This is a genomic window from Pseudomonas sp. SWRI18 (assembly GCF_014268345.1).
In the GTDB taxonomy this organism is placed as follows: domain Bacteria; phylum Pseudomonadota; class Gammaproteobacteria; order Pseudomonadales; family Pseudomonadaceae; genus Aquipseudomonas; species Aquipseudomonas cedrina.
The window spans coordinates 93,447-117,189 of sequence record NZ_JACCQQ010000021.1 but is presented as its reverse complement, the minus strand read 5'-3'; the positions used below and the strand labels follow the sequence as shown (position 1 = coordinate 117,189).

Annotated in this window: 25 protein-coding genes, 1 tRNA gene and 1 pseudogene; 11 read left to right on the top strand and 16 right to left on the bottom strand. The window is 58.5% G+C overall.

What is annotated here, in order from left to right:
- Nucleotides 1-30: 30 nt before the first annotated feature.
- The 3 genes from H0Z09_RS21395 to H0Z09_RS21385 are packed head-to-tail and all read left to right on the top strand — an operon-like array spanning nt 31 to nt 3,566.
- Complete coding sequence (locus H0Z09_RS21395) at nt 31-1,224, top strand: CaiB/BaiF CoA-transferase family protein (protein WP_186693271.1); 1,194 nt, start codon at nt 31-33, stop codon at nt 1,222-1,224.
- Nucleotides 1,221-2,174 (top strand): hydroxymethylglutaryl-CoA lyase, encoded by a 954-nt coding sequence (locus tag H0Z09_RS21390; RefSeq protein WP_186693269.1) that lies wholly within the window; start codon nt 1,221-1,223, stop codon nt 2,172-2,174. The genes H0Z09_RS21395 and H0Z09_RS21390 overlap by 4 nt, the downstream gene beginning before the upstream one ends.
- A gap of 60 nt (nt 2,175-2,234) precedes the next feature.
- Nucleotides 2,235-3,566 (top strand): MFS transporter, encoded by a 1,332-nt coding sequence (locus tag H0Z09_RS21385; protein ID WP_186693267.1) that lies wholly within the window; start codon nt 2,235-2,237, stop codon nt 3,564-3,566.
- Here the strand turns inward: H0Z09_RS21385 and H0Z09_RS21380 are convergent, their stop codons facing one another.
- The gene (locus tag H0Z09_RS21380; protein ID WP_186693265.1) at nt 3,567-4,055 is read right to left on the bottom strand and encodes a DMT family transporter; all 489 of its coding nucleotides are present in this window, start codon (nt 4,053-4,055) and stop codon (nt 3,567-3,569) included.
- 68 nt (nt 4,056-4,123) lie between these two features.
- Here H0Z09_RS21380 and H0Z09_RS21375 point away from each other — a divergent pair, with 68 nt between their 5' ends.
- A complete protein-coding gene (locus H0Z09_RS21375) occupies nt 4,124-5,041 on the top strand; it encodes a LysR family transcriptional regulator (protein ID WP_186693263.1) in 918 nt (305 codons plus the stop codon).
- Between the two features lie 7 nt (nt 5,042-5,048).
- Here the strand turns inward: H0Z09_RS21375 and H0Z09_RS21370 are convergent, their stop codons facing one another.
- Nucleotides 5,049-5,333 carry a type II toxin-antitoxin system RelE/ParE family toxin gene (locus H0Z09_RS21370; RefSeq protein WP_186693261.1) on the bottom strand — a complete coding sequence of 95 codons (285 nt, stop codon included), beginning with the start codon at nt 5,331-5,333 and terminating at the stop codon, nt 5,049-5,051.
- On the bottom strand, nt 5,323-5,562 hold the full coding sequence (locus tag H0Z09_RS21365; RefSeq protein ID WP_186693259.1) for a ribbon-helix-helix protein, CopG family: 240 nt from the start codon (nt 5,560-5,562) through the stop codon (nt 5,323-5,325). Before H0Z09_RS21365 ends, H0Z09_RS21370 begins: the two co-directional genes overlap by 11 nt.
- A 189-nt stretch (nt 5,563-5,751) precedes the next feature.
- Here H0Z09_RS21365 and H0Z09_RS21360 point away from each other — a divergent pair, with 189 nt between their 5' ends.
- Entirely contained in the window at nt 5,752-6,279 is a 528-nt protein-coding gene (locus H0Z09_RS21360) for a DUF4142 domain-containing protein (protein WP_076950172.1), read from the top strand.
- A 52-nt stretch (nt 6,280-6,331) separates the two neighbouring features.
- Here H0Z09_RS21360 and H0Z09_RS21355 read toward each other — a convergent pair whose 3' ends face one another.
- From H0Z09_RS21355 to H0Z09_RS21330, 6 genes and pseudogenes are all read right to left on the bottom strand, one after another.
- A complete protein-coding gene (locus H0Z09_RS21355; protein ID WP_076950173.1) occupies nt 6,332-6,757 on the bottom strand; it encodes a low affinity iron permease family protein in 426 nt (141 codons plus the stop codon).
- A 106-nt stretch (nt 6,758-6,863) separates the two neighbouring features.
- Entirely contained in the window at nt 6,864-7,364 is a 501-nt protein-coding gene (locus tag H0Z09_RS21350) for a methylated-DNA--[protein]-cysteine S-methyltransferase (RefSeq protein WP_186693257.1), read from the bottom strand.
- An 89-nt stretch (nt 7,365-7,453) separates the two neighbouring features.
- The gene (locus tag H0Z09_RS21345) at nt 7,454-7,777 is read right to left on the bottom strand and encodes a hypothetical protein (RefSeq protein WP_186693256.1); all 324 of its coding nucleotides are present in this window, start codon (nt 7,775-7,777) and stop codon (nt 7,454-7,456) included.
- A gap of 78 nt (nt 7,778-7,855) precedes the next feature.
- The gene (locus tag H0Z09_RS21340; RefSeq protein WP_186693255.1) at nt 7,856-8,266 is read right to left on the bottom strand and encodes a type II toxin-antitoxin system HicB family antitoxin; all 411 of its coding nucleotides are present in this window, start codon (nt 8,264-8,266) and stop codon (nt 7,856-7,858) included.
- A gap of 22 nt (nt 8,267-8,288) precedes the next feature.
- Nucleotides 8,289-8,402 (bottom strand): annotated as a pseudogene (locus H0Z09_RS21335) (type II toxin-antitoxin system HicA family toxin); the annotation flags it as partial.
- 18 nt (nt 8,403-8,420) lie between these two features.
- Nucleotides 8,421-8,729: an addiction module antidote protein gene (locus H0Z09_RS21330; protein WP_186693254.1), complete on the bottom strand. Its 309-nt coding sequence runs from the start codon at nt 8,727-8,729 to the stop codon at nt 8,421-8,423.
- A 443-nt stretch (nt 8,730-9,172) separates the two neighbouring features.
- Here H0Z09_RS21330 and H0Z09_RS21325 point away from each other — a divergent pair, with 443 nt between their 5' ends.
- Nucleotides 9,173-9,412, top strand: coding sequence for a DUF6124 family protein (locus tag H0Z09_RS21325; RefSeq protein ID WP_076950179.1), 240 nt, complete (start codon nt 9,173-9,175; stop codon nt 9,410-9,412).
- 80 nt (nt 9,413-9,492) lie between these two features.
- Here the strand turns inward: H0Z09_RS21325 and H0Z09_RS21320 are convergent, their stop codons facing one another.
- The 6 genes from H0Z09_RS21320 to H0Z09_RS21295 form a co-directional block, all read right to left on the bottom strand.
- On the bottom strand, nt 9,493-9,798 hold the full coding sequence (locus H0Z09_RS21320; protein ID WP_186693253.1) for a DUF6482 family protein: 306 nt from the start codon (nt 9,796-9,798) through the stop codon (nt 9,493-9,495).
- A gap of 196 nt (nt 9,799-9,994) precedes the next feature.
- Nucleotides 9,995-10,068 (bottom strand) — tRNA-Gly (locus H0Z09_RS21315).
- Between the two features lie 362 nt (nt 10,069-10,430).
- The gene (locus tag H0Z09_RS21310) at nt 10,431-11,315 is read right to left on the bottom strand and encodes an alpha/beta hydrolase (RefSeq protein ID WP_186693252.1); all 885 of its coding nucleotides are present in this window, start codon (nt 11,313-11,315) and stop codon (nt 10,431-10,433) included.
- 111 nt (nt 11,316-11,426) lie between these two features.
- Nucleotides 11,427-12,119, bottom strand: coding sequence for a pseudouridine synthase (locus H0Z09_RS21305; protein ID WP_186693250.1), 693 nt, complete (start codon nt 12,117-12,119; stop codon nt 11,427-11,429).
- Nucleotides 12,119-12,331: a cysteine-rich CWC family protein gene (locus H0Z09_RS21300; protein WP_186693249.1), complete on the bottom strand. Its 213-nt coding sequence runs from the start codon at nt 12,329-12,331 to the stop codon at nt 12,119-12,121. Before H0Z09_RS21300 ends, H0Z09_RS21305 begins: the two co-directional genes overlap by 1 nt.
- 83 nt (nt 12,332-12,414) lie before the next feature.
- Nucleotides 12,415-14,037 (bottom strand): methyl-accepting chemotaxis protein, encoded by a 1,623-nt coding sequence (locus H0Z09_RS21295; RefSeq protein WP_186693248.1) that lies wholly within the window; start codon nt 14,035-14,037, stop codon nt 12,415-12,417.
- A gap of 263 nt (nt 14,038-14,300) precedes the next feature.
- Between H0Z09_RS21295 and H0Z09_RS21290 the strand changes: the two genes are divergently transcribed.
- Nucleotides 14,301-14,663 carry a hypothetical protein gene (locus tag H0Z09_RS21290; protein ID WP_076950190.1) on the top strand — a complete coding sequence of 121 codons (363 nt, stop codon included), beginning with the start codon at nt 14,301-14,303 and terminating at the stop codon, nt 14,661-14,663.
- Between the two features lie 54 nt (nt 14,664-14,717).
- On the opposite strand, the gene H0Z09_RS21285 is transcribed toward H0Z09_RS21290, so the two are convergent.
- Complete coding sequence (locus H0Z09_RS21285; RefSeq protein ID WP_186693247.1) at nt 14,718-15,830, bottom strand: enoyl-CoA hydratase/isomerase family protein; 1,113 nt, start codon at nt 15,828-15,830, stop codon at nt 14,718-14,720.
- A gap of 134 nt (nt 15,831-15,964) precedes the next feature.
- Between H0Z09_RS21285 and ung the strand changes: the two genes are divergently transcribed.
- From ung to H0Z09_RS21265, 4 genes are all read left to right on the top strand, one after another.
- Entirely contained in the window at nt 15,965-16,657 is a 693-nt protein-coding gene (gene ung, locus H0Z09_RS21280; protein ID WP_186693246.1) for a uracil-DNA glycosylase, read from the top strand.
- A 158-nt stretch (nt 16,658-16,815) separates the two neighbouring features.
- Nucleotides 16,816-18,774, top strand: a complete 1,959-nt coding sequence (locus H0Z09_RS21275; RefSeq protein WP_186693245.1) for a hypothetical protein — start codon at nt 16,816-16,818, stop codon at nt 18,772-18,774.
- A 334-nt stretch (nt 18,775-19,108) separates the two neighbouring features.
- Nucleotides 19,109-21,124 carry a hypothetical protein gene (locus H0Z09_RS21270; protein WP_186693244.1) on the top strand — a complete coding sequence of 672 codons (2,016 nt, stop codon included), beginning with the start codon at nt 19,109-19,111 and terminating at the stop codon, nt 21,122-21,124.
- Nucleotides 21,125-21,351: 227 nt separating this feature from the next.
- Complete coding sequence (locus tag H0Z09_RS21265) at nt 21,352-23,604, top strand: autotransporter outer membrane beta-barrel domain-containing protein (RefSeq protein WP_186693243.1); 2,253 nt, start codon at nt 21,352-21,354, stop codon at nt 23,602-23,604.
- Nucleotides 23,605-23,743 lie beyond the last annotated feature (139 nt).

The following is a 23,743-nucleotide window of genomic DNA, read 5'->3' as shown; positions in this document are numbered from 1 at the left end:
CGTACATTCCAAGAATAAGAGGTACACCCCATGACGGCTCCCCTGAGCGGTATCAAGGTGATCGAGATCGGCACGCTGATTGCCGCGCCGTTCGCCGCCCGGCTGATGGCCGACTTCGGCGCCGAGGTGATCAAGATCGAAGCCATGGGGCAGGGCGATCCGCTTCGCAAATGGCGAAAGCTGCACGAAGGCACGTCGTTGTGGTGGTACCTGCAGTCGCGCAACAAGAAGTCGCTGGCGCTGGACCTCAAGTCACCTCAAGGCCTGGAGCTGATCAAGCAACTGCTGGGTGACACCGATGTGCTCATCGAAAACCTGCGCCCCGGCGGCCTGGAAAAACTCGGCCTGGGCTGGGACGTGTTGCACGCGCTCAACCCCAAGCTGACTCTGGTACGCATCTCGGGCTACGGTCAGACCGGCCCGTATCGCGACCGTCCGGGCTTCGGTGCCATCGGCGAGGCCATGGGCGGCATTCGCTACACCACCGGCCACCCGGATTCGCCGCCGGCGCGGGTCGGCGTGAGCCTGGGTGATTCGCTCGCTTCGCTGCACGGCGTGATCGGCGCGTTGATGTCACTGTTGCGCGTCAAGACCGGTCAGGGCGATGGGCAGGTTGTGGATGTGTCGCTGGCCGAAAGCGTGTTCAACCTGATGGAAAGCCTGGTGCCGGAATACGACATGCTCGGCCATGTGCGTGAACGCAGCGGCGGCGCCTTGCCCGGCATTGCACCGTCCAATACCTACCTGACCGCCGACGGCGCCTACGTGGTGATCGCCGGCAACAGCGACCCGATCTACAAACGCCTGATGACCGCCATCGGCCGTGTCGACCTGGCCGACGCCCCCGAATTCGCCCACAACGATGGCCGCGCCGCCCAAAGCGGTTTGCTCGATGCCGCCATTACCCACTGGACCAGCAGCTTGCCCATCGATCAGGTGCTCAGTGCCCTGGAAGCGGCGCAAGTGCCGGCCGGGCGTATCTACTCGGTGGCCGATATCGTCAGCGACCCGCATTACCAGGCGCGCGATATGTTGCTCAATGCCCAGTTGCCCGGCGGGGTGTCGGTGAAGATGCCCGGCATTGTGCCCAAACTCTCGGACACCCCCGGCGGTGTGAACTGGCAGGGCCCGAGCCTGGGCCAGCACACGGATGACATCCTTGGCGACCTTGGCCTTACGGCTGCCGATATTCAACGCCTGAAAACCTCGGGAGTGGTGCAATGAGCACCGACTATGGCGACCCGCTGATCGTGCAGGAAGTGTCCCCGCGCGACGGCCTGCAAATCGAGCCGACCTGGGTCGAAACGGCTGACAAGATTGCCTTGATCGACCAGTTATCCCTGGCGGGTTTTTCGCGGATCGAAGCCGGTTCATTTGTATCGCCCAAGGCCATCCCGGCGTTGCGCGATGGCGAGCAGGTGTTCCATGGCATTGAGCGCAAAGCCGGTGTGATCTATGTGGCGTTGATCCCCAACCTCAAGGGCGCGCAGCGTGCCATCGAGTCCCGCGCCGATGAGTTGAACCTGGTGATGTCCGCCAGCCAGACGCATAACCTGGCCAATATGCGCATGCGCTGCGAGGCCTCGTTGGCCGCGTTCGCCGATATCACACGCTTCGCCGCCGACCATCCGGTGCGCCTCAACGGCAGCATCGCCACCACGTTCGGTTGCCCGTTCGAAGGCAAGATCGATGAAGACCGTGTGCTGCACATTGTCGAGGCGTATCAGCAACTTGGCATCCAGGGCATCAGCCTGGCCGACACCACGGGCATGGCCAATCCGCGTCAGGTGGAGCGCCTGGTCAAGCGTGTGCTGGAGCGCGTATCCGCCAATGACCTGACCCTGCATTTCCACAATACCCGCGGCCTCGGGTTGTGCAATGTGCTGGCCGCTTACGAAGCCGGGGCCCGCCGGTTTGACGCGGCGCTTGGCGGCTTGGGCGGCTGCCCGTTTGCGCCAGGGGCGTCGGGCAATATCTGCACCGAGGATTTGGTCAACCTGTGTGACGAGGTTGGCATCCACACCGGTATCGACCTGCCGCACTTGCTGCAAATGTCCCGCCGCTTGCCGGCCCTGCTGGGTCATGAACTGCCGGGCCAGGTGGCCAAGGCCGGGCGCAATTGTGACCTGCACCCACCACCGGGCCACATAGCAGGTTCTATCGCCACGCTGTAACGCCCTGCCAGACAACAAAAACAATCGGACGCCCTGTGAGCAGTCCGCTGGAGAGAAACCATGAGCACTAATACGTTGGAGGCCGGCATGCGCCCGGCTGCTGAGATCACTGCCGAAAAAGCCCTGGTCAGCAAGGTCGCCTGGCGCCTGATGCCGCTGATCATGGTGTGCTACCTGTTTGCGTTTTTTGACCGGATCAACATCAGCTTCGCCAAGTTCCAGCTGCAAGCGGACCTGAGCCTGAGCGATACCGCCTATGGCCTGGGTGCCGGGTTGTTTGTGGTGGGCTATGTCATCTTCGAAGTGCCGAGCAACATGATGCTCTACAAGGTCGGCGCCCGGCGCTGGATCGCGCGGATCATGATGTCGTGGGGCCTGGCGACGGCGGCCATGGTGTTTGTCACGGCCGAATGGCAGTTTTATGTGCTGCGTTTCATCATCGGTGCGATGGAAGCGGGTTTCGCGCCCGGCGTGTTGTATTACCTGACGTTGTGGTTCCCGCAACACTTCCGTGGGCGGATCACGTCGATGCTGTTCCTCGCGTCGGCCTTTGCCGGGCTGGTGGGCGCGCCGTTTTCGGGGTTGGTGCTGGAACACCTTGATGGCGTGCTGCAGATGCGTGGCTGGCACTGGCTGTTCCTGCTCGGCGGCTTGCCGTGCGTGGGCCTGGGCTTTCTGGTGTTGACGTTGCTCAAGGACCGCATCGAAGACGCCCAGTGGCTGAGCCCGGCGGAGAAGACCTTGTTGGCGAGCCGTATCGCCAAGCATGAGCCGAACCAGCATGGTGGCTCGCTGTTGTCGGCGATCCGCATTCCTGGCTTTCTGATGCTGGGCTTTATCTACTTCCTGATCCAGGTGGCGTCGTACGGGCTCAATTTCTGGGCGCCGCAATTGATCCGTAGCGCCGGCACCCAGAGCCCGGTGATGATTGGCCTGCTCACGGCGATTCCCTATGTGTGCGGCGCGATCATGATGGTCGTGATCGGGCGGCTGTCGGACGCCACCGGCGAGCGTCGCAAGTTTGTCTGCGGCCTGGTGGTGCTCGGTGCGCTGGGGTTCTTCAGCGCCGGGATCTTTGCCGACCACACCACCTTCCTGATCATCGCATTGGGCATGTTGGGCGCCGGCATCATTGCCTCGATCCCGACCTTCTGGACCCTGCCACCCAAGTTGTTGGCCGGCGCGGGGGCAGGCGCGGCCGGCGGTATTGCGGTGATCAATACCCTCGGTCAATTTGGTGGCATTGTCAGCCCGGTGATGGTGGGGCGGATCAGGGACCTCACCGGCAGCACCACGCCGGCGCTGTACGTGATCGGTGTGTGCGCGCTGCTGGCCGCGGCGCTCCTGCTGTGGGGGCTGCCGCAGAAGCTGCGCACTCTGGACAAGGGCTGATCAGCCAGCGGTTGCCAATGCGCGGGCGGGCGTGGCGCTGAACTGAATCAACACCACCCCGCCGATTAACAACAACGCCCCCAGCACCCGGGGCGTTGTGAGTTGGCGCTCAGCCAGTCCGAACAGGCCGAAGTGATCCAGCACCAGCGACGCCAGGATCTGCCCGGCCATGGCCAGGGCGATAAATCCCGATGCGCCCAGCTTTGGCAGCAACATTAACGCCAGAGAAATAAAGCACACGCCAAACGCGCCCCCCGCCCACATCCACAGCGGTGCCTGGGTGATAAACGCCAGGCTCGGCAACGGTAAGCGCAGCGCCAGGATCACCGGCAGCAATACGATGATGCTCACCAGCAGCGAAGCGAGGGTGGCCCATAACGGATGGCCGAGCCCGCGCCCGAGGTTGGCGTTGATCGCGCTCTGAAACGGAACCACCGCCCCGGCGATGGCCGCCAGCGCCAGCAAACCTACCCAATGCAACGTCGTCATGTCAGATCTCCCAGAAGTTTTGCTGGACTCTAGGCTATTCGTCGCGCAAATTTAAATTCCAAATTATTATGCCGGGCATGCAGCCGATGAATGATCTGCGTCGCATCGACCTTAACTTGCTGGTGATCCTCGACGCCTTGCTCAGCGAACAACACGTCACTCGCGCCGCCGAGCGCCTGCACCTGAGCCAGCCGGCGGTGAGCCACGCCCTGGCGCGTTTGCGTGACCTGCTTGGCGATCCGCTGTTGGTGCGTCAGGGCGGTAGCCTGGTGCCAACCGTTCGTGCACTGGAATTGGCTACGCCACTGGCTGAGGCCTTGGCTCAGGTGCAGGCCCTGCTGGCGCCGAATCGCTTTGACCCTGCTTCAGCCAAGCGTAAATTTCGTGTGGCGATGTCTGACTACAGTGCGGCGATTTTCCTACCCGACCTTGTGCGTACTTTGCGCAGTGAAGCGCCAGGTATCGATCTGCAAATCATCCAGGCCAGCCGTGAAGGCATGATTGATGGGGTGCTCAATGGCGACCTCGACCTGGCGGCGGGTGTCTTCCCCGACCTGCCCGCCGAATTACGCACGACGCCGTTGTTCGAAGAGCACTACACCTGCCTGGTGGACCGCAACAGCCTGCCGGCAAGTGGCACGCTGGACCTGCCGACTTACCTTTCACGCCCCCATGTATTGCTGGAAATGCGCGGCAGCGGCACACCGGAAATCGAGCGGGCGTTGACGGCGATTCGTGAACGGCGGCATGTGGCGGTCAGTCTGCCGCATTGGAGCGTGGCGCCGCAGTTGATTCAGGGTACCGACCTGATCCTCACCGTCTCGTCCCGAGGTTTGCTCAATATCGATCACAGGCAATTGATGGCGGTACCGCCGCCGTTTCATATCCCGTCGTTTGCGTTCGAACTGGCCTGGCATGCGCGGCGGGGTGGAGATGCGGGGTTGCAGTGGTTGATCGGGCGGGTGCAGGGAGGGTTACAGGACTGAATATTCACTACCAGGATGCGGGTGGCTGGCGCCGAGTATGGAAAATCCGCATTACCTGCAATCGCCCATCTCTGATGCGATATGGCACGATATAGGGCCATCGAGGCACAACCCACTCGCGAATTCCAGGCACGCGCCCCTCTTTTCCCAGCGCGGGAAACTCAGCAATGTGTTCAAGCCCAGTCAAAATTGCCTGGACAAATTCGTGAGCTGCTTTGGGATTTTCTTCGGCAATATAAGCCGCTTCATCATCAAGGTTCCTGAGGGCTGCCCTCAGCCACTCAACCTGCATTGTTGCGCCATTTATCAGCGACAGCTTTTACCTCGGCATCTGTCGCGAAATCACCCGAATCAGCTTCTTTTAATGCTTTTTGAATTTCCTCAATTTGCCACGCTTCGCGCGTTAGGTATTCGCGTAAGGCATCAACGGCGAGAAAAGATTTGCTGCGCCCGGTGGCCTTGGCGAGACTGGCAAGCGTGTCAGCGACATCTTCCGGTATACGTAGGGACATGACAGACATAACAGACTCGATGTAGTGGTATGTAGTGCAACATACTACAGGCTCACCGTGTCAACGGTTTACTCCGTTCGTCGAAGACGACCGTTCGTCGTACCAACAAGTTTTTTCTAAACCTTTGCCGCCCTGAAAATTCCAATTGTGGGCGGGGTGTGCTCTCCCGCCCTTATTTTCAGCCTGGAGGAACCCATCATGAGCCGCATGGCTATCCGGTTACGCACCGCCAGTTTCGCGATGCTGCTGGGCCTCGGCGCCAGCAGTGCTTTCGCCCAGTCGCCCGCTGAATTCATCGAGCAGGCTTCGGCCAAAGGCATGGCCGATATCGAAACCAGTCGCATGGCCCACGCCAAAACCTCGTCCCAGGAGATCAAGGACTACACCATCGAGGTGATCAACGAGCGGACCCTGGCCAACCAGCATCTGGCAGCCATCGCCAAGAAGCTCGACCTGCCCGTGGCACCGCGGGAGAAGATCGTCGATAAAGCCGAAACCCTGATGCCCGAACTCAAGGACGGCGACTCCTTTGACGCGGCCTACACCGCGCAGCAGGTGAAGGAAAACGAAGACGCCATCGCCCTGTTCAAGCAGGAAGGCGCCGCGTCGAGTGTGCCGGAAATAAAGGCCCTGGTGGACGAGACGCTTCCGAAGTTGGAAGAGCGTCTTCAGAAAGCCCGCGCATTGGCCTCGACCTACGGCAAAGGTCATCAAGGCGACGGTTAACACTGTATCGAAATGAAAAACGGCGGTTGGATCAGCTCCAACCGCCGTTTTTTTATGCCTGGTTCAAATCGGTTTTAGTCGGCGCGGCATCGTCTGCGGCAGGCCCACAACTGCTGTTGAGGTTCACAGTGCCGGCTTTGCCGATGGCGCGGTATTCCTGGCGCAGTTTTTCCAGTTCCTTGCGGTCCAGGCCATCCAGGCTGAGCACGGCATTTTGCGCATCCTTGGACACCCGCAATAGCTCGTCGATCTTGATGTGCAGGATGTCATTGTCGCGGTTCTGCGTATTCTGGATCAGGAAGACCATCAGAAACGTGATGATGGTAGTCGAGGTGTTGATGATCAATTGCCAGGTATCGTTGTAGTGGAAATAAGGCCCGCTCAAGCTCCACGCAAGGATCAACGCCACCGCCGCGTAGAACGTGCGTGGGCTGCCGGCCCAGCGGGACAGGGATTGGGAGACTGCGGAGAATTTCATGACCGTTTTTCCTCTTGAAGGGGTGATGAAATAATGGACCGCAGGGACTCTTTGAAATTTCTTTTTACATTTACCCCCACGACAGCGCTCTACATCGCCTACCGACTTAAAAGGCCAGTTCGGCCTGACCGAAGCCTTCGAGCGCCAGCAGATACTGCTTGGCTGCCAGGCCCCCGGCGAACCCCGTCAGCCCACCCGATGCGCCGATGACACGGTGACACGGCGCAATGATCGAGATCGGGTTGCGCCCATTGGCTGCGCCCACTGCGCGTACCGCAGTCGGGTTGCCGATCTGTCGGGCAATCTGGCTGTAGCTGCGGGTTTCGCCAAAGGGAATCGTCAGCAACGCTTGCCAGACTTGTTTCTGGAACGCGGTGCCGGTGAAGTCCAATTCCAGCTCGAAACGGTCACGGCTACCGGCAAAATACTCTTGCAACTGGCGTTCGGTTTCCACCAGCACCGGGTTGCCCTTGGCCTCGCGCAATTCACCCAGGCGCACACGGTTGGCGCGCTCTGTTTCCCACAGGATGGCGCCGAGTTTTCCATTGCGCGCCACCAGGGTGAGTTGGCCGACCGGGGAGGGCATGAGCGTGTATTCGTAGGGCATGGGCTTAGTCCTTGAAGAAGGTGCGGTGCCACTATCCAACGTACGAACCTGGCGTAAAAGCTGTTTCTTGCGGTGAAATTCCACGACCGTTAGAAGCGCCAGTGGGGCCAGTTATTCGACCCATATACCCAGGCGATATTGAAGACAAACCAGGCTATGGAGGCCGTCCCCATTGCGACCAGCGAGCCCAAATTGAGCAGCGCCATGATGGTCGCGCCGATTGCCAGGCCTCGGCTGGCATGCCGCCACGCGTACCAGGCACCATAGAGGGATCCCGCGACGGCGGCTATCGCTGCATAGCGGCCCAGGCCGAAGGGCATCCGCATCAGTGGGAGAAGCAGTGGGATGATCAGCACGAACCCCACGACTTTTCTGAGCGTGCGTGTCGATGTTTTTTGTACCTTCGGGAGCATTCTGGTTTTGTCCTTTGGCTGCCAGGTGTTTCCCATACTGATAGGCTAATTTTCTCATACTTGTAGGGATTGGCTTAATCAGTGTTCCTGCTGAAGCACCTTCAGCGCTGCCGACGCCAGAAATCCCGAACGGCTTTTTTCTTCAGGATGGTGCAATACATATTCATCGATGCGATTGAGCAGATACCCAGGCAGGGTGATATTGAGCTTCTGTGCCTTGCCCAGGTACTTGGTGACATCGATGTCCACCACGGCCCACGTGCAGCCTGCGTACTGGGGGTTGGCGGCATGCAAGGTGACCTTTTGCGCGCTGGGAATCGGCGCACCGTCTTCCGCGAGAAGCTCGAAGTGTCCCTCGATGGCTTCGCGGGCCATCGCCATGGCGTCGTCCAGGTCGTCGCCGGCAGAATAGCAGCCCGGAATATCCGGCACCTCCACGCCCCATGCGTGGTCTTCGTCGCCGGTTGAAATTGCAATCGGGTAAAGCATGTCTGTTGTCCTCCTCGGACGGTTAACTCAACAGAGCCTGTTTCAAAATGCTCTTGGCTGTCTTGTCCAGCAGGTCCTTCTTTGGATGAGGAATCGTCACCAGCCCCGGTTTCGTCGGATGCTTGAAGTGCTGGTGAGGGATGCGGGGAAACGCTCAAACGATTGAGTGGCCGGCAATATGTCCAGCCCGGGCAAACAGGTCGATACCTAAGGAGTGGAGTACTTTGAGTACGGTGTCAAAGCGCGGTTTTGCGCCTGGAGCAAACGCTTTGTAAAGGCTCTCACGACCCATGCCGGCATCGGCGGCAACTTTTGTCATTCCTCGGGCTTTAGCCACATAGTCGATGGCGCGAAGAAATTCTTCATTGTCGCCTTCGGCCAGCATCTGGGAGAGGTATTCGCTGATGGCCTCGTCGCTGTCAAGCAGCTCTGCCATATCAAATGTCGTCAATGCTTGGGTCATGATCAGGCCTCCTTAGCTATTTTTTGGCTTTACGGATATCAGCATCTTGGGAGAATGCGGTGGGAGTAATTCGGTTTCAAACGTTCTTAGGAGATTTCCTGTTGCCAAAATTTGCAGCAGAAGCGGGCGGCACAAGAGCGGTGTTGAACCTTGCGGCATTGCCTACACAACGATCAGAATCGTCCGAGTTGTGCGCCTTGGGCGACCTCTTTAAGGTTCGTCTGCCGCTGCCCATCAGCGGTCGGGTTTAGTAGCCCGTTGAAAATTTATCCGGCGTACGGCTGTCCTTATCGTCAGGCACTTTCATGCCTGTACTTATGGTAGTTGTACGTAGGGCGTCTTCGGGCGCGCCGGTTTTTTCGGATGAATTTCCCCGGTCTACTAACCTGCGTACAGCTGCCACCCTAACCCTTCGGGTGGCGGTCCTTACCGAGGATCAACAGATGTGTAATGACTCATGTAATCCATCCGTAAAACTGTTCAGCGTCCGTCCCGAAGCCAACACCGAAGCATTGCTCGCCAACGCCTACGAAACCATCGCCGGCGCCGGAGCCATGACCAATGAGTTCGCCGAAACCCTGCCTTCCCAGCAGCGCTACCTGGCCCTGGCTATCCAGCAAATGATCGAGTTGGGGCTGATGCTGGTGGAAGCGGCGCAGGACCGCGTGGACCGCGCCGCGTAAGTCATTTCGCGCAGTGCCCAGGCTTGCCTTCCCAGGCCGCCCATACCAAGGGGGAGGGGAGCCAAAAAACGCCGCGCACCTTAAAGGGACGAGGCCAGCGTAAACGGAATGCGCAGCGCGCCGATCGGCCCTTCTCGAACGCCGCACATTTCATCGTGCGCGCACTGCTGCACCAGCACGCAGGGAAACGGCGGGACCCGTTGCAACAGGTCGCGCAAATGCGTGGTGGAGCCGATACGCAGCGGCTTGGCATCATCGCCCAGCAACGTCACCACGCCGCGATCCAGCCTGACCCGCGCGATGTAGAAGCCACCCTCCAGCGACAGTAGCTCCAGCTCACGAACCTCTCCTTTTACCGCGGATTCAGTCAGCATGTGCACGTTCATGATTCACCTCACTGCGGGTCAGTTGATCATTCGACGATGGGTTGAAGGATGGTTGTACAAAAATACTGATTTGTACAGGTTTGTGCGGCGTGCGGCTGACGTACCTTAAATCGCGGCCATAAAAAAACCGGCCTCAAAGGACCGGTTTTTTCATGCACTGCGCATCAAGATAGCTGACGCGCAATGAGAATCTGAGTGGAGCGGGTAGAGGGAATCGAACCCTCAACTAAAGCTTGGGAAGCTTTCGTTTTGCCACTAAACTATACCCGCTCAGAGCGGCTGACTTTGTACCAGATGTTCGCCGTGATTTGAAGTTTTTCTTCAAAAATGTGTGGGTTGCGGCGCTTAAGGCACACCTTATTGATGCTATCGCAGCATAGGTATCTACATATTTTTTGTAGTGAGCGGGCTTGGCGAATCGTCGCACCGCCCGCGCTGGGCTGCGAAGCGGCCCCAAACCAAGCTAATTGGATTTGTCTGAAACTGCGCGGCGTCTTTATTGAGGCGGCTTCGCCACCTAGCGCGGGACAAGCCCGCTCACTACAGGGAATTGTCAGCCTCTGAAAGTTGTGTAGATACCTATGGCTATCGCAGGCAAGCCAGCTCCCACCGTGCCAGCGGAAAATCGCGTTTCAAAGGGCAAAGGCCTGCTGCGTCTGGTCCTGTTGATAACGCGACCGGTTGACCCGCCGCTGCGCCGTCAAGAAGCCCACCACCGCATCCCGGCTGTCCCGACACGCCGCCTTGTGCTCCATGTCCAGAAAGTGCCCGGTGGCCTGGATGGTGCTGAAGCTGCTGTTCGCCACATGCTGGCCAAACAGCTTGGCATCCTGGGCGCTGGTGTACTCGTCCCATTCGCCGTTGAGAAACAACACCGGAATGTCGATCTGCTTCGCCGCCTTGAGGTAGCACGAGCGATCGCTGTTCAACACATGGCTGATGTGAAAACGAATCTGCCCGTATTCGTGCTCGGCCAGGCTGCTTACGTGTTTGTGATTAAAGCGTTTGAACAGCGACGGCAGATGTTTGCCGAGGGTGCTGTTGACCAGGTGCCCGACGCGGTCGCGGTCGAGGTTGCCGAGGTAGTCGACGCCGCGTTCAAGGTAGTCACGCATCGGTGCGTTGATCACCGGTGAGAACGAACTGATCACCGCCTTTTCCACACGGCGAGGGCGGTGGGCGAGGGCGACCAAGGCTGCAGCGCCGCCCCAGGAGAAGGACAGCACATGTTCGGCGGCGAAGTGGTCGATGAGCTCCAGCAGGAGCAGGCCTTCGACTTCCTTTGTCAGCATCTGCTCATGGCGGTTATGGATTTTGGAACGGCCAGCGTAGGGCTGGTCGTACAACACCACATTGAACTGCGGGTACAGGCTTTTCACGGTCTGGCCGAAGGACGCCGTGGTTGCCATGGAGCCGTTGACCAGGATGATGGTCTTTGCAGCAGCGTCCGTGCGATAGCACTCCGTGTAAACCCGATACTGACCCTGTATATCCAACACTGCGATTTCTGGCCTCATGTCGTCAGACTCCTGGCAAGCGGGTAGTGCGCGCAGATCACTTTGCACGTGCTTTATGACAGGTAGGCATACGCCTGGGAGAGGGAGGGTGCGTGGCGTTCCGAACGGTCGTCAGATTTGCCGGATTTCTTCGTCGGTCAGCGTCCGGTACTCGCCCGGTGCCAGTTCTGCGTCCAGCACCAACGGGCCCATCCGCTCGCGATGCAGGCTGACCACCTTGTTGTCGAAATGCCCGAACATGCGTTTGACCTGATGATAGCGCCCTTCGATGATGCTCAACCGCGCAGTCCTCGGCCCCAGCAGCGCCAGCTCGGCGGGTTGGGTGGTGAGGTCTTCGAAAGCGAAATACAGGCCTTCGGCAAACGTCGTTGCGTATTGCGCGCCAATGTCTTGCTCGGTCCCCACGAGGTAGACCTTGGGCAACTTGGTCTGCGGTTGCGTCAGGCGCCGCGACCACTGGCCGTCGTTGGTGATCAGCATCAGGCCGGTGGTGTTGAAATCCAGACGTCCGGCGATGTGCAGTTCGGCCTTGTCCGGCTCATCCAATAAGTCGAGCACGGTCGGGTGTTGCGGATCCGCCGTGGCGCTCACGCAACCCTTGGGTTTATGCAGCATGAAATAACGCGCGGGTTTACCCGCTTGCAGCACTTCGTTGTCAACGCATACATGGCTGAATTCGCGCACCTCATGATGAGGATCGCTGACCGCCACGCCATCGACCCACACCCGCCCTTCAACCAGCAACAGGCGCACTTGCCTGCGATTGAACCGCGGCAAATTACTGAGGAAGCGATCCACCCGCATTACGTCGGCTCAGCCCCACGCAATTGCTCATCGACCTGGGCGCAACGCGGGCACAAACAGGCTTTATTGCGCAGCTCAGGGGGCAGCGCTTGGAGCACGGCCTTGTCGATGGTGACGCTGTAGCACCAGCACGCCTGGTGGACGGTACGTGGGGCGGCCAGGGTGCAGTCGTTGCGGCCGCCGCAGGCGGGGCAGAGGGTTGGCGTGGTCATGGTCGGTTCGGGCCGGATCGGGCAAGGTTGCGGATACTCTCCGCGAGCCTCGCACGATACAGGGCCGGCCCGGCCCAGGCTACTCAGAGCTGGAACTTGCTGACCAATACATTGAACGAGGTGGCCAGGCGAGACAGGTCCTGGCTGGACGCATTGGTCTGGTGGGCACCGGCGGCCGTCTGGCTGGACAGGTCCTGGATATTCAGCAGGTTGCGGTCCACTTCACGGGCGACCTGGGCCTGCTCCTCCGAGGCCGAGGCGATCACCAGGTTGCGTTCGTTGATCATCGCCACACTGGCGGTGATCCGCTGCAATGCCTGGCCGGCATTCTGTGCCAGGGTCTGGGTGTTGTTGGCCCAGGTCAGGCTCTTGTTCATCGCCGCCACCGCTTCATCGGCGCCGGTCTGGACTTCACCGATCATCTTCTCAATGTCGACGGTGGACACTTGCGTACGGTGGGCCAGCGCCCGCACCTCATCGGCAACCACCGCAAAACCCCGGCCCTGCTCACCCGCGCGGGCCGCTTCGATGGCGGCGTTGAGCGCCAACAGGTTGGTCTGGTCGGCGATGCCTCGGATCACATCGATCACCTTGCCGATTTCCCGTACCTGTCCGGCCAGATCGGCCACCGATTGTGTGGAGTCGTTGATCTCTCCCACCATTGCGCTCATGCCGGACACGGCCTGTTCCACTTGCTGGCGGCCGTCCTCGGCTTCGGTGGTGGCCTGGCGCGACGCTTCTGAGGTGGAGACGGCGTTGCTCGCCACTTCGTCCACCGCGGCGGTCATCTGGTTGACGGCGGTGGCGGCTTGTTGGATTTCGTCATTCTGGCGCGTCAGGCCGCGGCTGCTTTCATCGGTGACCGCGCTCAACTCTTCGGCGGCAGAGGCCAACTGGTCGGAGGCGTTGGCGATTTCCACGAGGGTACTTTTCAAGCCGCCCTGCATATCCGACAGCGCCATCAGCAGTTGCCCGGCTTCGTCGGTGCGCTCGGTGATGATGGCCTGGGTCAGGTCGCCCTGGGCAATGCGTTGCGCGCTCTGCACGGCCTGGGCGATGGGGCGCGTGATCAGGCGGGTGATCAACACGCCAACGGTGATGGCAATAATGAAGGCCAGGACAATGCCGCTGATCATCCACGTCAACGCACTGGCGCGCAGCGCGTCGGCGGCGATGGCGCCTTCCTTGATCTGACGGTCATTGGACTCGATCATCATGCGGATCAGCTCGCGCGCCTGCCGGAAGAGTTCATTGTTGGTGGTGTTGAGCAGGGTACGGGCCTGGTCGACCTGGCCGCCGTCAAGCAGCGACATGATGCGTTCGGAGCTGCTGATGTAGGTGGGCCAGATCTGGTCGAGTTTGTCGCCCGCCGCCCGTTCGTCGTTTTCCAGCGGCGTTGCACGGTATGTTGCATACGCCGCCTGGCTGCGCTTGAGCTCGTTGGTGGTGTCCTGGCGCACGCGATCGCGGTCCTGGGACGCAACGTCGCCTTTGCTGGCGTCCATCAACCGGTACAGGCCGCGGTTATGGGCCACCAGACCATTGAGCGTAGTCCCCGTATTACTCACGGAAACCAGGTTGTTGGAGAAGGTCAGCTCCAAGGCGGTGGCCAGGCGCACCACCCCTTTGATGCCCAGCAGGCCTACCCCGAGGGTGACCACCGCGCACAGGAGAAAAGAGAGCAGCAGTTTGGTTGAGATTTTCATGCGGTCGAGTCCGGCAATAGTTGCGAAGGGCGCACGCTAGAGCCTCCCTGGCTTCGTGCGATATCATAGTGACATCATCGCAATTGATAAAGTTGCTCGCCAGGAAAATTTACTGAATCGATAAACCTGGCGTAGATGTATCAAGCTGTTGCTAGAACGCACCAGATTCTGTTTTTGATGTCAGATACTTCGTCATTCAGTGAAAGCTGAATGCCGCACTCCAGCGTCGCTGGAGGTGCTCTTCCGCGGTCCAGGAGGCCGCCATGTATCGACGACTGCTGCTCAGCGCTTTACTCGGTCTGACCCTTTGCGCTTGCGTTCCCTATTACGAAGGAGGCCAGAGTTATTACCGTTCCGAGGTCTACACCTCTCCGGCGCCGGTGTATTACTACGGCGGTGGCACCGCGTACCCGTACCGCCGGGACTATTACCCCGCGCCACGCTATTACGCGCCGCAACCACGCTATTACTCCGCGCCGCGCTATTACCAGCCGGCACCGCGCTACTACGGGCCACGCGCGGGTTATCGGCCTTATCCGAACCAGGGATGGGGCGGTGATCGGTGGGGTAACGGCGGACACGGTCGCGGTTCAGACCACGGACGAGGGCGCGGCGGTCACCGCTGAGTCCCACCTAAAAAAGCGGCGCTTGAAGCGCCGCCTTTTCATAGGCGAACTTAATCAGTAATCAGACAGGTCCGCCAAGGGATGGCGGCCTTCCCATGCCTTGCTGAAGTGCGCCTGCACCACAGCCTTCGGAATCGTGTTGATATCCGGCCAATGCCAATGCGGCGTCTGGTCCTTGTCGATCAACCGCGCGCGCACCCCTTCGCTGAATTCCGGGTGACGGCAGCAATTGAGGCTCAGGGTGTATTCCATCTGGAACACCTCGGCCAGGGACAGGTGCCGGGCGCGCTGGATCTGTTCCCACACCAGGTGCGCGGTCAGCGGGCAGCCTTCGCTCAGGGTCTTGCCGGCACGGCTGAACAGTGGATCGGCATGCTCGCGCAGTTGGCTCAATGCGCGCCACGCACCCTGCACATCGCCCACATCCAGCCATTCGTCGATCTGCTCGCGGCGCGGCAGCCATTGCGCTTGCGGCTGCTGGCCGACGGCTTCCTGCGCCAGTGCCTTGAGCAGGCTATTGAGTTGCATCGAGGTCTGCTCCTGCCAGTTCAGTTGCAGCAGGCCGTCGAGCAGTTCGTCTTGGTGGTCGTCGCGCAGGAAGCGGTCGGCCAGGCCCAGGTCCAGCGCGTCTCGGCCGTTGATGTGGGCCCCGGTCAGACCCAGGAACAAGCCGAGTTTGCCCGGCAGGCGCGACAGGAACCAACTGGCGCCGACATCCGGATACAACCCGATGCTGATCTCCGGCATGGCCAAGCGGCTGCTCGGCGTGACGATGCGCACCGACGCACTTTGCAGCAGGCCCATGCCGCCGCCCAGCACGTAGCCGTGGCCCCAGCAGATCACAGGTTTTGGGTAGGTATGCAGGGAATAGTCCAGGCGGTACTCCGCCGCAAAGAACTGCGCAGCCAGCGCCGGTACGGTGCCTGGCTGTTCCCGACATGCTTGCGCCAGGCTACGCACTTCGCCTCCGGCGCAAAACGCCTTGGGGCCATTACCACGCAGCAGCACACAGACGATGTTCGGGTCTTTGGCCCAGGTACCCAGGCGTTCGCTCAGGGCCAGGATCATCGGCAAGGAAAGGGCATTCAGGGATGTTTCAGCGTCGAGGCTGGCGATGCCGACGCGGGCACCGTCGCTGCCGGTCAGTTCTTCGAAGTGCAGGTTCATCGTGACCTCAATCGAGAAGGTGAAGGATGAGTATGATCGCTTGGCAGGAAAGTGCCGGGGTGTGTCAGATCAATTGACAAGCGGGGTCGGCTTTCCTAGGGTTCGCCTCATTCTTTTTACAAGACAATTCAACTATGACCGAAGAAGACCGTATCAAACTCGAACCCAGCTGGAAACACGCGCTGCGCGATGAGTTCGACAAGCCTTACATGGCCCAGTTGCGCGAGTTCCTGCGCCAGGAACACGCCGCCGGCAAAGAGATCTACCCGCCTGGCCCGCTGATTTTCAACGCGCTCAACTCCACGCCGCTGGACAAGGTGAAAGTGGTGATCCTGGGCCAGGACCCGTATCACGGGCCCGGCCAGGCCCACGGGCTGTGCTTCTCGGTGCAACCGGGCGTGCCGGCGCCACCGTCCCTGGTCAATATCTTCAAGGAACTCAAGCGCGACCTGAACATCGACATCCCCAACCACGGCTACCTGCAAAGTTGGGCCGATCAGGGCGTGCTGATGCTCAATACCACCATGACGGTTGAACGCGCCAACGCCAACGCCCATGCGGGCAAGGGCTGGCAGTTCTTTACCGATCGGATTATCGAGGTGGTCAGCGAGCATCAGCCGCATCTGGTCTTCCTGTTGTGGGGCGCGCATGCCCAGAGCAAGCAGAAGCTGATCGATGCCACCAAGCACCTGGTGTTGACCTCGGTGCATCCGTCGCCGTTGTCGGCGTATCGCGGGTTTCTGGGCTGTGGGCATTTCAGTCGCACCAACAAGTTTCTTGAGCAAAATGGCGAGACGCCGATCAATTGGGCGTTGCCACCTCTCTGAGTCTCTTGGGGCGGCGGACTGCCGTTCATCGCTCAAGGCTCGGACCTGTTATTTCTGACAGTATCCGAGTACTTTTTTTGCGCATTCAATAAGTATCCGGACCTGAGCGCGATGATCGCCCGGGTCGATCCTCGATTGATTGCTCAAGGAGTGTGACCATGTCTGATTCGAACGTGCCCTCAGGCCGGCGGCGCCCTCATTGGCCAAGACCGGCCCTGAAGTGCAGATGCCCCTCGGTGCGCGATGACCCGGTGATACTTGAGCTGGACGCGCCTAACCCTACCCAGGCACTGGATTTAGAGTGGGACGAAGCGGCTCGGACCTTGCCGCTTGTACGCCATGATCAGAATCTTGAAGTCACGATTGCACGTGTCTGGCCGTTCAACCTCCATGAGGAGGACATGGTGACAACGGTGGAATACCGTTGGGATGGCGTACCTGTGCATTCCTACACTATTCAAGGTCCGTACAGCCCTGACCACTACTTTCCGTTGGTGCAGTACTTGCCCAAATCGATCTTGTCAACCGAGGGCATCCGCCGGCTGACTTATAATGTCAGCGCCAGATTGATTGGGCCGACCGACTCATTTCCAACCTTCGTCAATGTCGACAAAACTGCTCCGAATGGCGGTAACCCTGGCCCGGATGTGCAGGTGGATGACGAGGCTCGCCATGAGGTGACAGATGAGTATTTGGTGACGCACGGTGGCATACCTTTTTGGCTGGCGCCTTGGTTTGATATGCGTATTGGCGATTTGATCCACGTCTTTTACGGAACACTTCCCGATGTAAACTTGGCCGCCACCTTTGTTATTACGAGAGCGCATGTGCAAGGCGCGCCCATCGCATTCACCCTTCCTGAGGCGCACGTGCGTGCCAGCGGTCGCGGTGACAGGTTCGTGTCCTGCCGGCTTGAGGATCGAGGCGGCAATGTGGGGCAGTTTTCTAATGCACTCAAGCTCAAGGCCTCACCGGTTGTATTGCCGGACCTGCCTCGTGCGTACATTGAACCGGCTGAGCAGAGTGGGGTGCTCTTTTTTGAAGATACCTGGCCCCCAAACAAACTGGCTATCACCGTCCCTCAAATAGATGACGCAGAAGCGGGGGACATGATTTTCCCCTATTGGAACACTCATCCTCTGGAGGTCATGACGGTGGGCGAAGTGCAGCAATGGCCGATGCGGGGGGGTGTGCCGTGGCTTGTTTTTGCTGCCGAAGGTTTCCAGAATCTCTACCCCTTGCGTGTGCGCTATCTATACAAAAGAGGTGCAGTTTCCAAGTCTTCCCCGGATAGCTTTTACCATGTCGAACCGAGGGTATTCGCCCCGGATCCCAGCGGGTTTACCCCGATTAATGGCCGGTTGGCCAAGCCGATCGTAAAGGGCGTGACAGGCGACAACGTACTGACCTCCGAAGATGGCCCCGGGCCTGTGCCCGTAGAGGTGCGCTTGCCTGTGAACCCGGAACCTGGCAAGCGCCTGGAACTGTGCTGGAACAGCGACGACGTCATCGTTGCCGCCTATGACGTGCAGCAGGGGGACAAGGAGGGGATGCTGGTCACTCTTTGGGTTCTCTGGGCTGTGGCGTCGTCCACCAACGTCGCTGAGGTTTATTACTGGACATACGGTAAGAACCCGCAGCGCAGTCCCTCAACGTGGGTAACGGTGAATCTCGATACCCTGACCGGATTGAAGAGCCCGCAATTATTGAATAACAGCACCGTTGACATGATCGCATGCGGAACTGTTCCAGAGCCTTATGTGGGGGTGTTCATCGGTGTGCTCTGGAACTTTATTCATTTCGAGCCTGGAGATCTCCTGCGTTTATATTGGATAAGTTACCCGTCGAAAAACGCCAGTGGTGACCCCTTTGATGGTACGAATGTATTTTTTGACCATGTGCTGACAGCGGATGATCGGGACAGGGGCCAAGTGGAAATCCAAATCCTGCCATTCAGCCCCCTGATCACTCTCCCTGGGTTGGTGAAGGATTTTGGCTCTGCGGTTACAAGGTATCGGCTGTTTAAGGCAACAGGGGGAACCGGGTTATCCTCCAGAAAACTTATATACGTTAACCTCAAAATACCGGGTGGTGGTACTTGTCTGGGGCCTGCATAACGACGGTGCGTGAAAATTTTAACTAAAATGACAGAGGGCGAAAGCCCTCTTTTTTTTTGGTTGGATAAAGATTGGCGATTTTTAAACCAGGCGAGTAGTAAGCATCAGAAAAAATTTAGATCGAGTAGCATTAACGGTAAGCGCTTTTGTACGGGTTGGCGATTAAAACAGTTGATAAGCTCGGGTATCAGTTAGAAGCACACTTTGTGCGTTTGCGCAGCTGTCAAGGTTAACAGGCTGTGCATTCAGGGTGAAAGAGGTCTAATTAAACTGTCATTCGTCTCGCGTCTCGGGCGATGAACTCGAACAGTCCCTCATTCACTGGAGTAAAGACATGGCTAAGTCGAACAGCACGCAAAAAGCCTCAACCGAGAAAACAAAGAAGTCAAAAGGCGAGGGCGGTACCAAAAATTACATCGACCCCTTGGTGAGTCCTGTTCCCCATGGTCTTGCGCCCCCCGGACCTAGGGCTGTGGATGATTTGATAGTTACCAATGCCCTTCCTCCAGTGATCGGTTTGCCGGATAATCTGATGGAGACTATAGTTGCGCAAACCCAAGGTATTGATATGGAAGTGGAAATGTGGACGGACACATTTCCGCTTCCTATAGGTAATCCCGACCAGTTTCAGCTCTATAAAGATGGTGTGCCTTACGGTGCTCCCATAATGCGAGCGAAACCATTGGCGGATCTGGATTGGCCAATGAAATTAAATGCCAAAGGCGACGATGTAGCGAATCATGCGGAGTATAAGTTTCATTATGAAATTGTTCTGGGGTCGGGTGGTAATGAGCAGTCCGCCACTACACGTGTGAACGTCGATACTATTGGCCCTGCCGGTGGCATTTTATTGGATGCTGTGACGCTGACAGGCGGTGCGGTGGGTGGGAAAGTCACGCTCGAGTCGTTGGCAGCGAATGGGGATAAACTCGAAGTTACTGTTCCGGGGCGTTTGATTGCACGTCCCAAGGATGAACTGTGGTTATATAAGAATGTTACCGATGAGGATCCAATAAAAATTGTTGCTGATCTGCCAGTTGATACTTTGCCTGTCGTTATTTCTCTCGATAAGGATGAGGTCGTCGGTGAGGGGTCACGTGTAGACCACATGTCGTATCGTTACTTTGACTACTCCGAGAACTCAACGATTTATCCGACAAAGTTGAGAGAGGTTGAGTATGTGTTAACGCCTCAGCCGATGAACTTGACTGACCCGGCGGCACCGACGGCACCGTGGGACCTTCGAGAAGCGCAGTTGAAATTGACGGAAGTGCATATTTTTGGCTGGGACAATTATAGAAGTGGCCAAACCCTGAACATCGACTTGGGTGGTCACGTGTTCCCGGCTGCAGTGTCAGAAGAGCCGACGCTTGCAAACCCCGCAAAAATTGAAATCAAATGGCTCGATCTCTTTATGGTCTATGGAATCACCGCTGCAGGTACAGCCAATCTTCGTTACCAAGTGGTCGATGGCGGCACTCCTTCAGCATGGTCCAACTCTATTTCGGTGGCTGCAAACTTCAGATCAGCCGCTGGAGACCCTGGAGGCCCCGGCCCGGTCAGGGATTACCTGCCGAAGATTACAGTCGAATCCTCCGATGGGCTCACAAACGAGATCGGGCCAGGCGATACCGGCGACGCTACTGCCGAATTTGATGTGTATACGGGAGCGGTGGCGGGGCACCAGCTTCAGATTTACTGGGATGGAATACCGATTTTCACCCCCACTCCTCATACCGTGACACAGGCGGAGATTGACTCAGGGACGTTTACCTTCGTTATTACTGCTGCGATCATCGCCGCAGGCGGTAACGGACTGGACAAACCCGTCTGGTACAGCCTGACGGATGGTGTGACCCCCAACATGGACACCTCTCTGTCTACGCTGGTTGATGTGTTTGCCAGTGAACTGACAGACCTGAAACCAGCGGAATTCCCTAAATCCGTAAGTGCGGGCGGCACCTTGCGCTCGATCAGTTGCAAGCAATTTGTTGAGCTTGGCATCGACACCAGAATCAAGGATGCGGTGAATCTGAAAACAGGCGACACGATCAGGCGTTTCTGGACCCTGTATGGAGAGGGCTTGACGTCCACCAACAAACTGGTCGAAGCAGAAATTCTTCCTCCGACTGTGGTCGCAAATGATCACAGCCTTCCGGGTCACAATGGCGAAGAATTCGTCGTGGATTTCACCACCTATATCCAGCCAGCGATTTTGGGGCGTGCCGAGTTCCATTACGAAGTACTCAAGGCTGATGGAGTGACGAAGGGCAAGTCTGTGCCGACGATCCTCTATATAAGCCGTCGTAACGCCGATAACACCATTTGCGGCAGTCCGCCTGCTCCTTGAAACCTCCCGAGGTACGATCCGTCATTGCCAGCATCGACGGTTCGTACCTTTTTACCTATCTGATCAAAACCAGTTCTTAAGCGTGATTAGGATAAGTCCTACGCGCCTGAGGACTTGGCCTACATGAACCTCCCTGCCTGATCCGTACCCTTGCCGCTTCTGAAAGCCCGAGTCGATGGTCCTTTAAATCGCCTGGCTTGTTCAGTCACCGACTAGAGGTACTTACCATGTCTATTGAAAAAAACTTTCGTGTTTCCCGATTGTCGCTTGCTATCAAAGTACTGGCGGTCATGCCTTTCACTATGGCTGCGACGCAAGCCTATGCGAAGAATATCTTCCCTGGACAGAACGTAGTCATCGACGCCGACTCGTTGGTTGACCGCTACAACCTGACTGAGGCAACCCTGACGTCAAATGGCGCGAGAATGCTGGGCGTCAAGGCTTATGACTCGACGTTCACCATGAACGGAGGCACCGTCTATAACACTGCGGGCAGTGAAGTCGGCGTGGCGCTTTATGGCAGCCAGGGCACCTTGCGCGATGCCTCGATTTCCAGCGGCGGGGCCGAAGGCTTGATTGTCGGGACTGCTTCGGAGCGTCCGTCGGCAGCGGAGGTTTTCAATAGCGATATCACAGGCGCCACAGATGGCGTCGTGCTCAGCGGTGCCAGTACATTGACGCTGCACGACACCCAGGTCAGCGGTGCAAACGCTGGCTTGAGAGCGTACGACGGACAACTCACCACGCAGGGCGGGCGGATCTACGGCGGGACCAATGGCATCGTCGCGTATCGCCTGCCTACGGTGGATAACCCCTCGGTACTGAACCTGAACCAGACTGAAGTGGTGGGCGGCACGGGGGCCGCGATCCTGGTGGACTATCCGGGTGGCACCCAAATCAATATCAACCATGGCACTACCCTGAACGGCGGCAACGGCAACATGCTCGAAATCGCCCATGGCGGTGCGGCCGACGTGAATGTCTACGACAGCGCCTTGAACGGCAATATCCAAGTCGGCAAAGACAGCGCCCTGGACCTGAACATGGATTTCGCCTTCATGAACGGCGATATCATCAACAGCGGCGGCACCGCCAATGTTGGTCTGAACAACGGCTCAGTGCTGACCGGGCGCCTGGACAATGTCGACAAACTGTCGGTCAACAGCGACGCCACTTGGGTAATGGTGGATGGCCAACAGGCGCTCAATGCGTTGTCGATGAATGGCGGTAACGTGAAGTTCGGCGACTCGGCCGCCTTTTATCAGTTGGACGTGGCCAACCTGTCCGGCACCGGCGGCACGTTCATCATGAAGGCGGATTTCGGCTCGTTGACCGGCGACTTCCTGAACGTAACGGGCACCTCAGCAGGTAACCATCAGTTGCTGCTCGCCGCCACGGGGGCCGACCCGTTGAACGAGCGCCTGCACATGGTGCACACCGCCGACGGTGTGGCGAATTTCAGCCTGGTGGGCGGTCGGGTCGATCGCGGTACCTATTCCTACGACCTGGCAGCGGATAACCAGAATCACGACTGGTACCTTGACCCGGACAGCAAGGTCATCAGCCCGAGCACCAACTCTGTATTGGCCTTGTTCAACGCGGCGCCGAGTGTGTTGTTGGGCGAAATGACCAACCTGCGTACGCGCATGGGTGAGTTGCGTTTCAATGGCGGCCAGACCGCCGGCTTGTGGACCCGCGCCTATGGCAATAAGTATGAAGTGTCCAACGACAAGACGGGCTTGGGCTATAACCAGAACCAGCGCGGCTTTACCCTGGGTGCGGATGCGCCGCTGGAGGCTGGCGATGGGCAATGGCTGATCGGCGCAATGGCCGGCCACAGCCAATCGGACCTGGACCTGAACCTGGGCAGCAAAGCTACTATCAACAGTTACTACCTGGGCGGCTACGCAACGTGGCTGGACAGCGAAAGCGGCTTTTACTTCGACGGCGTGCTCAAGTTCAACCGCTTGCACAATGAATCCAATGTGGCCATGAGCGACGGCAAGAAGAGTAAAGGCAACTACACGCAAAACGCCATGGGCGCCTCGGCGGAGTTCGGCCGTCATATCACGCTGGATGACGGCTATTTCGTCGAACCCTACGGCCAATTGGCGGCGGTGATCACCCAGGCCCAGAGCTACACACTGGACAACGGCCTGCAGGCCAAGGGTGACCGTTCGAGTTCGGTGATCGGTGAGTTGGGCGTCACTGCCGGCAATAACATCCAACTCGACAGCGGCGGCGTGCTGCAGCCTTACTTGAAAGCCGCGGTCGCCCATGAGTTTGACCAGAGCAACAAGGTGTTCGTCAACGACAACGCGTTCAACAACGACTTGTCGGGTTCACGATTGAAACTGGGGGCGGGTGTGGCGCTGTCGGTATCGCAGGCATTGAGCGTGCATGCGGACGTGGAGCGCAGCGTGGGCAAGAATATCAAGCAACCCCTGGGTGTGAATGTGGGGCTTCGCTACGCGTTCTAAGTGTCGTCGGGGCTGATTTCCGTTCGTCAGGCAAACCGCTAACCTGTCAAATCTGACAGTAGGCGGTTTGTTTTTTTGGGTGCTAACTGGATGGGCCTTCCTTATCAGGAGATTCCCATGCATCATTTTATTAGTAAAA